The organism is Bacillus sp. T3 (assembly GCF_033449965.1).
Classification (GTDB): Bacteria; Bacillota; Bacilli; order Bacillales; family Cytobacillaceae; genus Bacillus_BU.
Genome location: NZ_CP137761.1, coordinates 3412688 through 3426867 on the forward strand (window position 1 = coordinate 3412688; position 14180 = coordinate 3426867).

12 protein-coding genes and 1 tRNA gene are annotated in these 14180 nt (G+C 34.7%); 1 reads left to right on the top strand and 12 read right to left on the bottom strand.

The features are described from left to right. Window positions 1–269 precede the first annotated feature (269 nt). The 10 genes from RGF10_RS17495 to RGF10_RS17540 all read right to left on the bottom strand — a co-directional run bounded on the left by RGF10_RS17495 (window position 270) and on the right by RGF10_RS17540 (window position 11895). Complete coding sequence (locus tag RGF10_RS17495) at window positions 270–1910, bottom strand: diguanylate cyclase (protein WP_318504141.1); 1641 nt, start codon at window positions 1908–1910, stop codon at window positions 270–272. A gap of 1557 nt (window positions 1911–3467) precedes the next feature. Continuing rightward, a complete protein-coding gene (locus tag RGF10_RS17500; RefSeq protein WP_318504149.1) occupies window positions 3468–4514 on the bottom strand; it encodes a LysM peptidoglycan-binding domain-containing protein in 1047 nt (348 codons plus the stop codon). A 159-nt stretch (window positions 4515–4673) separates the two neighbouring features. Next, window positions 4674–5450 carry an RING finger protein gene (locus tag RGF10_RS17505; RefSeq protein WP_318504151.1) on the bottom strand — a complete coding sequence of 259 codons (777 nt, stop codon included), beginning with the start codon at window positions 5448–5450 and terminating at the stop codon, window positions 4674–4676. 239 nt (window positions 5451–5689) lie between these two features. Then, on the bottom strand, window positions 5690–6556 hold the full coding sequence (locus tag RGF10_RS17510) for a S1C family serine protease (RefSeq protein ID WP_318509558.1): 867 nt from the start codon (window positions 6554–6556) through the stop codon (window positions 5690–5692). A 20-nt stretch (window positions 6557–6576) separates the two neighbouring features. Beyond that, window positions 6577–6819 (bottom strand): FHA domain-containing protein, encoded by a 243-nt coding sequence (locus RGF10_RS17515; protein WP_318504153.1) that lies wholly within the window; start codon window positions 6817–6819, stop codon window positions 6577–6579. Then, entirely contained in the window at window positions 6785–8275 is a 1491-nt protein-coding gene (locus RGF10_RS17520) for a ubiquitin-conjugating enzyme E2 (RefSeq protein ID WP_318504155.1), read from the bottom strand. Before RGF10_RS17520 ends, RGF10_RS17515 begins: the two co-directional genes overlap by 35 nt. Window position 8276: 1 nt before the next feature. Continuing rightward, window positions 8277–9479, bottom strand: a complete 1203-nt coding sequence (locus RGF10_RS17525; protein WP_318504157.1) for a HesA/MoeB/ThiF family protein — start codon at window positions 9477–9479, stop codon at window positions 8277–8279. Window positions 9480–9483: 4 nt separating this feature from the next. After that, a complete protein-coding gene (locus tag RGF10_RS17530) occupies window positions 9484–9756 on the bottom strand; it encodes an EsaB/YukD family protein (RefSeq protein WP_318504160.1) in 273 nt (90 codons plus the stop codon). A 341-nt stretch (window positions 9757–10097) separates the two neighbouring features. Continuing rightward, window positions 10098–10892 carry a zinc-ribbon domain-containing protein gene (locus tag RGF10_RS17535; protein WP_318504161.1) on the bottom strand — a complete coding sequence of 265 codons (795 nt, stop codon included), beginning with the start codon at window positions 10890–10892 and terminating at the stop codon, window positions 10098–10100. Between the two features lie 906 nt (window positions 10893–11798). Next, window positions 11799–11895 (bottom strand) — tRNA-Sec (locus RGF10_RS17540). A gap of 241 nt (window positions 11896–12136) precedes the next feature. Between RGF10_RS17540 and RGF10_RS17545 the strand changes: the two genes are divergently transcribed. Continuing rightward, window positions 12137–12565, top strand: a complete 429-nt coding sequence (locus RGF10_RS17545; RefSeq protein ID WP_318504164.1) for a DUF2621 domain-containing protein — start codon at window positions 12137–12139, stop codon at window positions 12563–12565. A 39-nt stretch (window positions 12566–12604) separates the two neighbouring features. Here RGF10_RS17545 and RGF10_RS17550 read toward each other — a convergent pair whose 3' ends face one another. Together RGF10_RS17550 and RGF10_RS17555 are read right to left on the bottom strand one after the other, a co-directional pair. Beyond that, a complete protein-coding gene (locus tag RGF10_RS17550; RefSeq protein ID WP_318504183.1) occupies window positions 12605–13096 on the bottom strand; it encodes a CcdC family protein in 492 nt (163 codons plus the stop codon). Between the two features lie 169 nt (window positions 13097–13265). After that, complete coding sequence (locus RGF10_RS17555) at window positions 13266–13973, bottom strand: cytochrome c biogenesis CcdA family protein (RefSeq protein ID WP_318504190.1); 708 nt, start codon at window positions 13971–13973, stop codon at window positions 13266–13268. Window positions 13974–14180: the final 207 nt, after the last annotated feature.

Consider the following 14180-nt stretch of genomic DNA (forward strand, 5'->3'; position numbering starts at 1 on the left):
ATTGATCTAATTATTCTAGAGGTTTGGTACTTGAATCGATATTTTTTATTCATAATATAACCTCCTCACCTCTAATACGCTGTATGTATGGAATCACCATATTGCCATTTAACAGACACTTTCAACCTCTATCTTACAAATTTGGCGTTCCGTCTTTGCCTGATATCCGTTCCATTTGCGTTCCGAATGTCAAAAATTCAAAACACACAAAAAAAAGCACTGAATCCTCAGCACCTTCTAAATAAATTATGAAAACATGTTTTATTTTTTTATATAGTGGGATTTTCCAAGTCAGCAATAGTAAATTCACCCCAACTGTAATTTTGCATATAAACTCCTTTATATAAATGGGAAAACTCCTTCAAGCCTGTAAGATAATTATACAAGTCACAGTTTACCATTTCCGGCTTGATGCACCGTGATCCTTTATTAGATTCTAAGATGTCTTCAATTCCATATGCCTTAAGCGTTTCGTTCAGTAGCATAAATATCTTGCGACAACGTGCCATTGTGACTTTGTTAACATCTTCATTCTCCCACAAACCAGCAATGATATCACGAGAAGTAACAAAGCCACCCCTTCGATCAACCAGCAGAGCTAAAAGCTCCTTGGCCTTGGCATGTTGGATCAAAATCGCTTTTCCATCAATAAATACATCGAAATAACCAAAAGTACGGATATAAACTCTTTTATTTTGCGCTGGTATTTCGTCAATTGGAAAGAGCATACCGCGGGAAATTTTCGGCAAATGATCTGTAAATAAAACGTATTTATTCCGTCCTGTTTCTTTAGCGTGGTACAATGCAATATCAGCTTTTTCAAACAACTCATCAAAATCGATCCCATCATGCGGGCAAAGAGCAACACCTATACTAACCGATATTTTAATTGAATTCTCTCTTTTATGGAAAATAGCCGAATTGATGATCTCGAGTTTTCCTTGTATTGTATCCAAATCTGAAATGTCGCTCATATACAGCGCAAATCTTCCTCCGCCTACTCGACCAATTATGTCGTCTTGGAATAGCACCAGACGAATGGTTTGGGCAACATCTCTAAGCACTTTGTCACCGTATGTAAAACCAAAAGTATCGTTAATCTTGGCCAAGTAATCCACATCTAGCAATGCAAATGCGTCTATAAGATTTTCATCTGATGACTTACATTTTTCTTGAACCTTCTCTTTAAAGGTTGTTCGATTATAGACACCGGTCACTTCATCTATCTGAGCATTTCTAATGATCCTTAGCTCAGCTTGTTTCTTTTCATCTATATTTACACAGGATATCCGAAGGTATACATGATTAGAATATTGTTCTTTTCGTGTATGGCAGATGAAACGTAACCATACGATTTTATTATCAAATGATGTGCGGCAGTCTACCGATTCCTGATTAACATCATTTTCATGGGAATCCAGAAGACGATCCCGGGAGAGCAATTCGAGAAAGTCCTTTCTGTCCTTATAATAAATCTTCTTTCCAAATATTTGGACAGTTTTTGAGAAAGTGTCTTCCGGGTTCACAACCAATCCAACAGGGAAATCACCATCGCCCCTTTCGAATATATCCAACGTCAAGTTATACTCTAAATTAAAAAGGATTAAATATGTGCCTGCCGATGAAAAATCACGAAACCTTTTTGTTGCAATATTTTTTTCACGAATATCAGTAATGTTTCTGAAAAAAATGATGGAATAAAGCGGCACAGTCCCATTATTAAAAATAGTATTGTATTTACAAAGATACCATTGCCACTCATCATACTCAGTCTTAGCCTTGATGAGCATAGAGCCATGTGGAACACCTGCTCTCAACTTGGCAAAAAGAGCATGTAATTCATCCAAACACTCAGGTGCGATAAGTCCAGATACAAAAAATCTCTCGATCGTATATGGTTTCTGTAACATGTAAAAAAAATCCGGGAACCAGAATAAAACTCTAATATATCGGTGTTAAAATAATATTTTGCTATATACTGATTTGTATTTTCGATGATGATCCGAATAAGTTGCTCTGTTTCTTCCATTTTCGATAATTCAACGTTTTTCCTTGTCCGAGCTGCGATGTCGGATAAGGATATTTTAGCGGAAACTGAGGTGTCAACAATGTTCTTTATTTGAGCCATTGAACCAACCTCCGATCGAAAATCTTTCGACAGTATAACATCCTTCATCATTCAACTATAACAAGTTCCATATTTCACCAAGGTACCATCTAAATGTTTATGAAGGCAACGCCATTTTAATACAGCCGGCAAATATACGTTTATCTTCGTTACCAAAACAGATAAATCAGATATCACGTTCAGTTTTGTCGTAGTCGCCAGTTTTATTATAAATCGTGTTAGACTAATCATCAAATCTGTGAGGTAGGTATTTTCAACCACAACGACGCAAAAAGAAAATCTACCACATGGAAATATACATGAAAACGTATCATTAACCTTTAACGTTCTTAATTATCTTTTTTAATTAACGGTACCTAGCATTCGTCGAAAGATCTTGATTCATATTATGTTCCACAAAATCTACTAATTACCCATGATTCCTTTTCTTGAGGTGGCGGAAGATTAAATTTATTGTATATACCAAACGGTTACTACAGACCATAAAAAGTTATTTAAATACGGAACGACAACACAACTTATCACCCTTCCACACACTATTTACTTCACCACTCTTTTCAAGATAGATAAGTCGTGTAATAATGGCAAAAATGGAGCAAAAAATTTTGCGGAACCTAAACATCCATATATTTCTTAACAAACTTACCATGAGGTTTTTCTCCTCATCTAATGTATGAATATAAGCAAAAAACGCACGAGTGGAAAATTCACCGTGCGTCTTAACATCTAATTATTTGTAAGGTTTGGCGGGACTGCCTGGGAATCGAACCCAGCTAACCTGGCACGCAGGTCACAGACGGTTTTGAAGTTTGCTACCACCTGTTTTTCTGGTATCTTGATGTGCCCTCAAGTATTGATATATCAAGGTTTCTTGATTTCTAGTGTTTTATTGTGATTAATAATTTTTAAAATTTAGGCACCAAGCATGGCACCACCTGCACCTGAAATAACAAAAGAATCTGATTTAATACGAGAACGTTAAAAGAACGGCAATAACTTTAACCCGAACTTTAGTCCCCTAGGATTACAAAGAAAATGATTTTTGACAAGCCAAATTAAGAAAGTGTCAGTGTATACAATATTCACTGATACTTTTATAATCATTTTCATCTTAAAGAAATTATTCAATCCTTAGAGGGAAAGAGTAAAGTGGAAGTCAGTGATTTGATACGTAATAAATATCCGGAGTTTTTTATAAGTAAAATGATACAGAGACAGCGTCACGTAAAATATCTTGGTTATTTACACCAATCAAGGTACCAAAATGTTTATCTTTAACCGTAAATTTATTTATTTGAAGGATAAACATATAAGCAACTGGTGGACACCCTTCCTAATTCTAGTTTATAGGCAATAAAATCGTTTGTCCGTCATAAATCATATTGCTGTTATTAATTCCATTTATATTTTGTATTATTCTAATTTTCGATTCAAAATCAACTTTATTTTCATTGCAAATTGATATTAAAGAATCGCCTGGTTTTACAATGTACTTATTAAAAATGACAGCATTTTCAAATTCATCTATCCGAGATTTATCGTTCTCTAATTTATCAAGTTTGCCATTCATATCAAAAATATTTTTTTCTTGTTTTTCTATGATGTCATTTTTGTTTTCTAAAGTTCTTTTCTGCTTGTCCATTTCTATAACTATTTTTTCTTGTGTTTTCAGAAGGCTATTATATCTATTGCTAATAGAGAAGAAAAATACCCCCCACCCAATTGTTGCACACAACAGTAAAATCATAGGAATTACGTACATTTTGCTTTTTAAAGTTGCATTTTTGTTATCGCTGTTAGCCTTTTCATTATCCGGTACACTTACAGTTTTGCCGACTTCATCATACACATAATAGCCATTAATTTTTTCTATTTTATCATTTTTCCAGCCAAAGAAGCCCCTTGTATTAGTAACTGGATCGACAACATAGGCAACTTGAAAAGGTAAATTAAAAAAGTTTTGCTGAATAAACAAATCATAATTTGACAGAAATATACCGTAACTTGGGTGAGTATGCTGCCAACCTAATATTTTACCTTGAGGGTACAATTCAGTTTTTTGCCTATAAATATAATCCCAAGTTTCGTGAGTAAATGTTAGGGTTGAAGCAGAAGCATCTGTAAACTTTGCTTCAATAAAATCTGAAATAATCACATGAGTTTTACCAAGTTCCTCAGAACTTTGCCCAATTAAAATACTACCCAATTCCTTACTAATGTCTGATTTAGCAAATTTCTCGATTTTCTTATATACATTTTGTTTAATATAGATTTTCACATCATCATTTTCAACATTTCCAACTAATACAAAATTTTGTGGAAGTTGAACATTTTTATCTTGTTTTACTGCATCGCCCGCTATTTCAATATCAAAATCCACTTTCATTTTTCCCACTCCTTATTAAACAATCTTCATACAAATAGCAATATATATGCTGATGTACTTTCCATCTGTAAGTTTTGTATTTTTATATATAAATAACTTTATGTCTAATGTGTATAAAAGTAACAACTATAGTAAACCCTGTGGTTATAAGATTCATCTTTATCGTGATAAGTCTAAAAAGAGAATTAACAAGAAATATCCTGTAATAGTCAATACTGTAGCTGTTAAGTTCACTCCAGCGTTTTTGTTAATAAGTTGAGATTTTAATTGTTCAGATAGATTTTTACTTACTTCCACAAGGTTATCAATCCTTTTTAAATAGAGATAATTGCCTAAAATTCCTATTGAAATTGAAATTCCAATTGATAATATCGAAAAAGGATATCCTATTATATTTATAAAAAACTGTGCTGCAAGAACCCCTAATCCCCAACCATACATTTTACGGTAAATCAACCAGTATGGAGAAAATAGAAATGCACACCAATTCCAACTTACCTTTTCATTTAATGGCCTTAAGGCATTAAATCTCGGCTTATAATACTCTATTTTTTGCTTAATATACATATCTTCTTCAGTTAGTGAATTGGCATATGCATTTATATTTTGTTGTGAATAATGATATTGTTGAAATGCATTTAATTGTGCGGCTATTTGGTTTCCACAATTACTACAAAAAGCAACGTCTGGAGAAACAGGGGAGCTGCATCTGGTACAGAAGGAGGCTCCATGCAGTCTGGTCGCATTTACATACTTTTGGTTTATTGATTGACTGGCATTTTGGATTGTTCCAGAACAACCAAAAGTAGTGCAACCTTGATTTTCAACCCAGCATTCTTTATGATGTGGCATATTACACTCATTGCAAACAACAATTTCTTCGCAATTCTTAAATTGACTTTTACAATAAGGACAAATTTTACCTATATATTCCAAAATTATTCCCCCTAATCAAAACTCTTTTTTGAAGAACAGTTTTTGAATGTTGAATCATTTGGAAAAAATTCATTTGAATTGTTAGCTTTTAAGGTGCTGTTTTTAAGCAAACCTAAAAGAAAGTTAAAAATAAATATTTTTGTTTTCCAAAATGCAAACAATATTTTGTGACAATAACCTATCATTATCTAAATTCAACGTAAATTCAGGGGGTTGAATTTGTTACCCTTTTCTCTTTCCTAAAATATATCAATATCAAATTCTGTTCTGTCATTTTTATTAAGCTTTGGTTTTATGGTTCTATTTTTATATAGAATTACAGTTGCAAGAATGATCGTTAATAGAATCATTGCTACACCTATTCCAATAAAAGTCCCAGTCCAATTATTTGAAACAATTTTATTTTGATTAGAATTGATAGATGGTGTGTCTGAATTTCCGCTTTGATTTTCTATACTTATTTCATCCTCAACATTACCAAAAGCATTGACTTTAATTCCATTTTCCTTTAAATAATTGCTAACGGTTGTCATAGGAATAGCAAGACCAATGCCTTCTGTCTCCCCAACCTTCATCGTATTCACTCCAATAACATTTCCCTTTTCGTCAAGCAATGGACCACCACTATTCCCTCGATTGATGGCAGCATCTATCTGTAAATACTTATTTGCTCCAATTTGCCTGTCCTTTGCAGATAAAACACCTTTAGTTAGAGTGTAAGCCATACTATTGGGTGCTCCGATGGTATAAACATCAGAACCAACAGGGCTGTTATTGTAATCAGCAATGGTTAAATGTTCGAATTTTACATCTTTCACTTGCAAAACAACAATATCTAATGAAGTGTCCATGCAAAAAACGTTTGCTGCATATTTTTTGTGGTCGTAAGTAGTTATATGTATATCTTTTTGATTTACTATAATGTGAGAATTACTAATAATGCAATTTTTCCCAATAGAAAACCCACTACCCAAACTTTGCCCTGAAGTTACTACAAATACCGCATTATATTTATCTTCTACTTTAAAATCTATTGCAAAGGCAGAAAAAGAAAAAGTGAGCCATGCAATTATGTTCACTAAAATAAAAGTTATTATTTTACGCATTCTCACATTACTCACCCTTATTATTTTGTATTAAATACTAAGACAGAATTGCCAATTGCTATAGCATCGCCTTGCCTTAAAATATAACGTGTAATTCGTTGCCCGTTAACAACCGTTCCCATTGGTGTACCTTTATCAATAAGAACATATTTGCTACCCTCTAAAATAATATCGCAATGATTCGGGCCAACCAATTTATCTTTAAATAATACAATAGTGTTTTTTCCATTATTTCCTATGCTTGTTGTTCCAGGTAAAAACAAGGTATTCTTTACCTTCAAATTCACCCCTAACAACTTTCAGCCAAGCAGCCTTTGCAAACTGTTCAAGTAAACCAATACCTAAGCCAATCAATAACCCCATTATAATAATACCAATTGCTCTCGGAATCATTCCTGAATCATTTTCACCAGTATTGGTAGATTGAAAAATGAAGTTAAATATAAATCCACCTACAAAGCCCCCAGCAAGACCACCAAGGCTACAAAATAAAATTCTTTTCTTTTCGGGTTTTATGAGACCGATTGCAAAGCCTACACCAAGTCCCATAACTCCCCAACCTAGTCCACGGATAAATGCCGCCCCTATTTCTGTCGATGAATCGAATAGTAAAGTGGAATATATATATTGGGCAATATAACCGCTTACAAACCCAATGACAATGGAAATTCCTGCACCAATGCCAAAATACTTAAACGCTTTTTCTTTCGATCCATAATATAATCCTTCGCCAAGCCCTAGCAAAGCACCAAGTCCGACAGCGATAAAAGCAGCGAAAAAGGCTGATTCTATTCTAACAGCGTTCTTTATTATTTCTATTCCTTTATCTTCTATTAAACTTCCTTCTAGAATTTTCGCATATAAATCTTTCAAACTACCGTGTCCCATCCAACCGAGAACCGTATCAGTATTTATTTTAATTAATTCTTGCAACAACCATCCAATAACACCGCCAATAAGCCCCCACAATAAACCTTTCATGAGAATGGTTTTGAAATTGATTTTCCGTCCCTTTACTACCCCACCATGTTGTAAAGATTGCATTCGCTGTACGGTTGGAACAAATTCTATGCCAACAAGATCATCTGCAATAATATCAAAATCATTTCCAATAGGTTTTTCTTCATCGAAAACTGCTGTTATCGTTGTTGCCAGTTCTTCATTTGTTTTAGACAATTCTTCATCAACTGACTCAGAAATAACTTGACCCTTTTCATCAAATAAATTGATTTCAACCTCGCTAATAGTAGCAGAATAATCTACTCTGCGAAGTTCTAAAGTCCCAACAGGGAATATATGTTTGTTTTCCATAGCCCACTGGGCTGCATCGGCAGATAAAGGACTGTATGAATTCCAAGATTTATACTGTATCATATCACCAATATTGATTATAATATCAGAAAGCGATTCACCAGCACCCCAAATATCACCAATACAAATTTGCCCATCCTTGAAATTCGGATGCCAAATGGGTGTTGATATTTTACAAATAGGTTTAAAGCGAGGATATTCTGCATGAAGGGTTATCTCGACCTCGTGACGCCCTAATATTTCAATCTTGCCATCAGGCAACAAATAAATTCCATTTACAAAATATGTAATGTTATATTTATCTGGTAATTCATTGTTATTGGGTGCCACTTTAACATAAGAATGTCCCGCAAACTCTTTTTTGATTTCCTCGTAATCTGAAGATAATCTTCTCATTCTTGCAGTCATTTTATTTCCTCCTATTCGAAACCCCCATAAAGATTTCATTTTCATCAGCGGAAAATTCATAATGCTTTGTAACCATACCAGATCGCCCAGATACTACATGCAAAAGGGGTATTCCAATTTCATATAGTGTTTTTTCAAGATAATCCTCATCACCACTAACACTATGTATACTTTCAAAAGGCATTGTTTTGCTACATTTACTGCAAATAAGCATTTCACCTTTTAGTTTGTGAATAGGTAAGAATAGCTCCTTTTTATTGCCACATTCACATTTTGATGAAATAGCAATATTTCTATCAAATTCGATAATTGCTTGCTCTCCTAAATCATTTTTGACTTTTCTTAAGAACGAGGAGAGAGTTGTATTTCTAACGGAATATTCAGTTTCCTCGATGTTCTTATAAATATAGTGGTTTAAACAGTCCACTTTGCGTTGATATTCCACTACATATGAATCGTGCGTAAGCCCATTAAAAACGTAACCTTTTCCCGCGAGCGTAGGCAAATTTCTGTCCGAATGCAAAATTTTTAACATTTCTTGAACTTCAATACCTGCAATAACCGAAGATGATGTAGGTGTGGTTGGGGTTTTACCCTCAGCCATCTGTTCCTGAGTTAAGAGCGCACATGATTTTCTTTTATTTATTAATTTCCAGTCGGTTTCAGTCATTGTGCATTCATAACATGCACCGCTCGAAGGAGTAAATACACGTGCAAACCCATTTAATGCCTCAATTGCACCATCTATCCAAGTAGTATTTACCTTGTAGCAGGATTGATTGATAAAGAGACGGGCTTCGCGATTGTCAAGGCCACCCAACACAACATCTATACGCCGAAAAACACCAAGACCAATATCGTCAATAACATTTGCATTCAGTGCTATTGCTTTAATATCAGGGTTGATTTCCATGGCACGCTCAGCAGCTATATCCGCCTTTTTTCTACCTATGTCTTTTGACCTAAAAAGAACTGAACGAGTGAGATTCGTATGCTCAATTGTATCCATATCAACAATAAAAACTGTACCTATTCCAAGCAATGCAAGGTTTTTGATTAGTTCATTGCCTATAGCTCCAGCACCAACAACCATTATTTTTGCATTTGCAAGTCGTTCTTGCTCCCACCAGCTAATCAATTTTAAGCGGCTATATTTATCTTCCTCAAAATCTTCATTTGATAGGTTAATGGTTTCAATACTCATTTGTTTAACGTCCTGCCGTAATCTCAGGTTGCAAACGAAGAACATCTCCGTCTTTTATACCTGCTTCAGCAAATGTTTGTGTTTCAAGTAATTGGCGGCCGCTCACCTTATGAATAAACTTATAACTGATTGGATTACCATCAGGTCCAACAGAAGGCAACTTAATTTTTTCAACCAATTTGACCATAATAATGCCGCATTTAACATCATCCGGCAAACCCACTTTTTGTTCTTTATTTCCTGTTGCATCAACAATAACTGTATTTACCTGTGCCATTAGTTATTCTCCTTCTTTTCTATTGTTTTTTCTGATATATTAAACAAGCAAAAGCGTAAGCATTGTTACAAAAAATGCAACCTAAAAATATACATTAATACCTTCATTTGATGTATTTACCGGCAAATGTAAGAGTTTTGATAATATTTAAAGCACTTATACTTATACCTATATATGCATGCATAATTCCATAAAATAAATCTTTGGGGTTAGGTTGGAATACTTTTTGATATTGTTATACTGGGCAGAAACCGAAGTTTTCTTCCCATATCAAATTTCTTATTGACATGTTTTTTTATTACATTTTTAGCAATATATAAATGCACCACTAAAAATATTGCTTACTTCTTTTTCTCATACAGGACTTCCAAACCATTGTCAGGATGATATGTCCAACTCACAGCAACTTGATCGTTTTCTTCTTTTTGCCTTCCGTCAAGGGAGCGTGTCTCTCCCATTTTTGCAATTAGATTTTCAGAGAACCCTAACTCCTTATTAGCATCTTTTATCATCTGCATAGCAATTACCGAAAAATCATCTTCAATATCTGAAGGATTTGTATCTATTTTAAGGTAGCTACCATCCTTAGCAAGTGTACAATAGTCTTCATCCCCGCCAATGCTACTATATACTTTCTTAAAATTAACTTCTGATTTAAAAGTAAAGATTAATATAACAAGTACAGCAACAGCCGCTAAAATGGCAATTATCGATTTCGATGGAGTTTTCATATTTTCCACAACTGTATTAAATTGACCAATTTTTGCTGCAACCGAAGAATCAACTGCTAATCCGGCCTTCTGTCCGCAATTCGTACAAAATTCTTGTCCACTTTGCATTTCTACTCCGCATTTGCCGCATTTGTTCAATTGTCGGATGTTTCTTGATGAACCACACTTCGGGCAGAATGCCTGCCCATCTCCAAGAGGTGTTCCGCATTTGGAACATGAATCAGTAATATTCAAAACTTGCGATTCATGTTGCTGTTCCGAGCATCCAAATGTAGAACATCCTTTATTTTCTGCCCAACACTCTTCATGATGGGGCGTTCCACACGCAGGACAAAATTTTACTGACACACCATCTTTTAATTCCGTTTTGCAATACGGACAAACCTTGCCAACAAGTTCTTTCATAATGATTCTCCTCTTCTATCTATTTTGTTGTTGCTCTAACCAATGTGTAAAATATGAATTCATTCATGTATTTCGAAAGTAAAATTTAAGCGATTGTACACAGGCTATTATTTTTGTATCCGCTTTCATGGATATCGCATTAGAGGCCTTCTCTATAAGAATGTCTGGATTGGATATACGTAAAAGGAGTATTGCCCAATGGTCATTTCATTTCCATGAAAAGGATAATCAACATTAATTAGGTACCCATCGTTTACCATGAGTTTCACCATCAAATCTTTTCTTCTATCTAATTGTTCGTTTTACTTTTAGTTAGTTTCATTGCTAAAGGATATATGAATTTTTTAGAAATTAAATAAACCAGAAAAGCCTCTCCACATCCATAATTATTGGTACGCGAAGAGGTCGGAGTATACTAATATTCTTTTATCCAAAAAGTAAGTCAAAAGATAATTACTAATTTTCTAAAAAAGTAATTTCCGCCTTCTTTTGTTAATTCTTTTATAGTTCCCCTCCAGCAATCAGATTCAATATTTCTTGTAATCGTTCATTATCAACTTGGTTCAAGCATTTGACTACTTTTCTGGTTCTACAGCTCCCTAAGATAATTAAATTCCTTACATTTTTTCTTTATTTTACCATAACGTATATATTGTAATTGTGAAACAATTTCAACAATTTTTTAATATTATGGAGCAATTTAGTATCTCGCTGATTATCCATTAGGTGTCAAATAAAATTGCCTATTGAATATAAAGGCATTATGAACGGTGCCTAGTCACATCCCGAAAAATCTTGTTCCACATTAAAGTTCCACAAGCCAAATAGCAAATTTTTCATTAAATGGCAAAAACCGCACAGGTAAAAATCCACCGTGCGGTTAAATATGTATTAATAACATCAATTTGGCGGGACTGCCTGGGAATCGAACCCAGCTATCCTGGCACGCAGGACACAGACGGTTTTGAAGACCGCGGAGGACACCAGTACCCCACTCAGCCCCATATTTAATAGGAAGACAAGTTTCATTATACTAGGATATTTCATTGTTTACAACTTCAAAATGAAAAGAATGACGGATTTTGTCGTCACTCCCAATTACTTGTCATTTATTCGTCAAACAGACTATAATGAAATTAATTACAGGCAGAAAATTTTGCATATTCTATCCGGGACTTTTGTGTTTCGATAATAGAATTGCACTTTTGCTTGGCCAAAAATATTGATTTTTGTAGGTGAACGGTATGCTCCAGGATTATTTTATGTGGTTTATCGCCTTTTGGTGTGTGGTCATGGTTGGATTGATGACCATTGGCGGTTATTTTATGTTTCGTAAATTTCTTAAGAAGCTTCCGAAAGATGACGGAAAGTCGGATATGGATTGGGAGCTACATTATATTAACGAAACAATCGAGCTTTGGGGTGAGGAGCAAAAGGCGTTCCTTAATGATTTAGTCAGTCCTGTGCCCGAATTGTTTCGCGATGTGGCAAAGCAGAAAATTGCTGGGAAGATTGGCGAGCTGGCCTTGAATGAAAATGCGAAGGCGATTACGGAGGATTTGATTATTCGTGGCTATATTTTGGCGACTCCAAAACGGGATCATAAATTTTTGCGCAAAAAAATGGACGAGCGCAAAATTGACCTTAACCCCTATGAAAGTTTATTTTTATAAGAACACAAAAGCACCGAACAAAAGCGTTCGGTGCTTTTTTTAAACTGTTTTTGCGCTCGTTGCGGTGCCGTGTAATTGCAGGTATAGCTTGCGATAATTAAGATACATGGCGACGCGCCACGGAACGATCATTCCAAAGGCAAGGATCCAGAACATTCCACCTAGCTCACCGACATCGATTGTTGCGCTTAAGTACGATTTTAAGACAATCCGGAGTACTAGTAGTCCGATTAAAATGAACGCAAACGCTTTTGAAGGCTTGAGGTAAATATCTTGATCACGAATTTCAAATTTAGACGTTTTGATTAACAAAATCGAAAAGACCATTCCAACAGATGCTGCTTCAATGACCTCAAGGAAGGTAACCTGAAACATTGGAAAGAAAAACATTAAAGCTCCAGTACTCATAAACACAGGTGGTAGGATTATCTTTTTTGCACTAGCTGGTTTTTTTGCGGACCGGAATCTCATAATCATGACGAAAACACCCATAAAGACCGCAAATACTGAAGAAAGAACGACCCAGTTCATATTAAACATCCCATCTTTTAAGTTTACACTAACATTATATACAAAACTGTAAAAAAGAAAATACTTTTGCTCAAAAGAAGCCATTTAAGAATTAACTCAAATGGCTTTTTCTGACTCCTGGAAAAGGTGAATTGTCTTTAATACAGGTCTTTCATTTTAACCATTAAACTTAGAAACCAGTGAATCCACCGGTAAATTGCTGGATAAAAATAATAATTTTTGTCATCCAATCAAAGAACAAAATGATCCCCATCACAATCATAATGTAGCCACCAATTTTCATGATTTTAACATTGTTGCGACGAATCCATTGCATTCTGCCAATGAAGAATGAAAGGATAAAGAAAGGAATCGCAAAACCAAGTAAATAAGCAATCATATACAGCATGCCAGAGCTTGGATTTGTACTTGCAAGTGAAATTACCACACCAAGGATTGGACCTGTACATGGAGTCCAGCCCGCAGCGAACGCCATCCCAATTAAAATCGAGCCAACGTAGCCAGAAGGTCGATTCTTGATTTCAAAGCGTCTTTCCTTCATTAAAAATTCAGGTTTGAAAACGCCAACAATTACTAATCCGAATAAAACGATGAAAATCGCCCCGATTTGGCGAATAAAATCATTGTATTCTCGGAAAAATGTCCCGATAAATGAAGTCGCAAAGCCCAAAGCAATAAAGATAATCGAAAAACCGATTAGGAAAAATAATGTATGTAGCAAACTGCGTTTTTGCAGCATCCCATTTTCACTTTTTAACTCTCCAACAGACATCCCAGTTATATATGAAAGGAAAGCCGGATATAATGGTAAACAACACGGTGAAATAAAGCTTAAAAACCCTGCACCGAGTGCTATAAAAATATTAATATCTTCCAATTCGTACACATCCCTTTTCTACATTTGTCCTTAACCCATTCTACCAAATCTATTTTGCGAATGGTACCTATGATGCTGTGAACAATTCATGTCTTGTAACGTAAATTGTTTAATTACTGTAAAAACAGTTAAAACACTTGTGACAAAAGAACGAATTGTGTATTGAATGTATATTTTTGTTAAATTTGTCTTTGAATTTGCAGTTAT

Bases quoted from the DNA above. Each gene is read 5' to 3' on its own strand.
- RGF10_RS17500 (WP_318504149.1), bottom strand. From the start codon at position 4,514: ATGAAAGTGGATTTTGATATTGAAATAGCGGGCGATGCAGTAAAACAA.
- RGF10_RS17510 (WP_318509558.1), bottom strand. From the start codon at position 6,556: ATGCGTAAAATAATAACTTTTATTTTAGTGAACATAATTGCATGGCTC.
- RGF10_RS17530 (WP_318504160.1), bottom strand. From the start codon at position 9,756: ATGGCACAGGTAAATACAGTTATTGTTGATGCAACAGGAAATAAAGAA.
- RGF10_RS17545 (WP_318504164.1), top strand. From the start codon at position 12,137: ATGCTCCAGGATTATTTTATGTGGTTTATCGCCTTTTGGTGTGTGGTC.
- RGF10_RS17550 (WP_318504183.1), bottom strand. From the start codon at position 13,096: ATGAACTGGGTCGTTCTTTCTTCAGTATTTGCGGTCTTTATGGGTGTT.
- RGF10_RS17535 (WP_318504161.1), bottom strand. From the start codon at position 10,892: ATGAAAGAACTTGTTGGCAAGGTTTGTCCGTATTGCAAAACGGAATTA.
- RGF10_RS17525 (WP_318504157.1), bottom strand. From the start codon at position 9,479: ATGAGTATTGAAACCATTAACCTATCAAATGAAGATTTTGAGGAAGAT.
- RGF10_RS17520 (WP_318504155.1), bottom strand. From the start codon at position 8,275: ATGACTGCAAGAATGAGAAGATTATCTTCAGATTACGAGGAAATCAAA.
- RGF10_RS17495 (WP_318504141.1), bottom strand. From the start codon at position 1,910: ATGTTACAGAAACCATATACGATCGAGAGATTTTTTGTATCTGGACTT.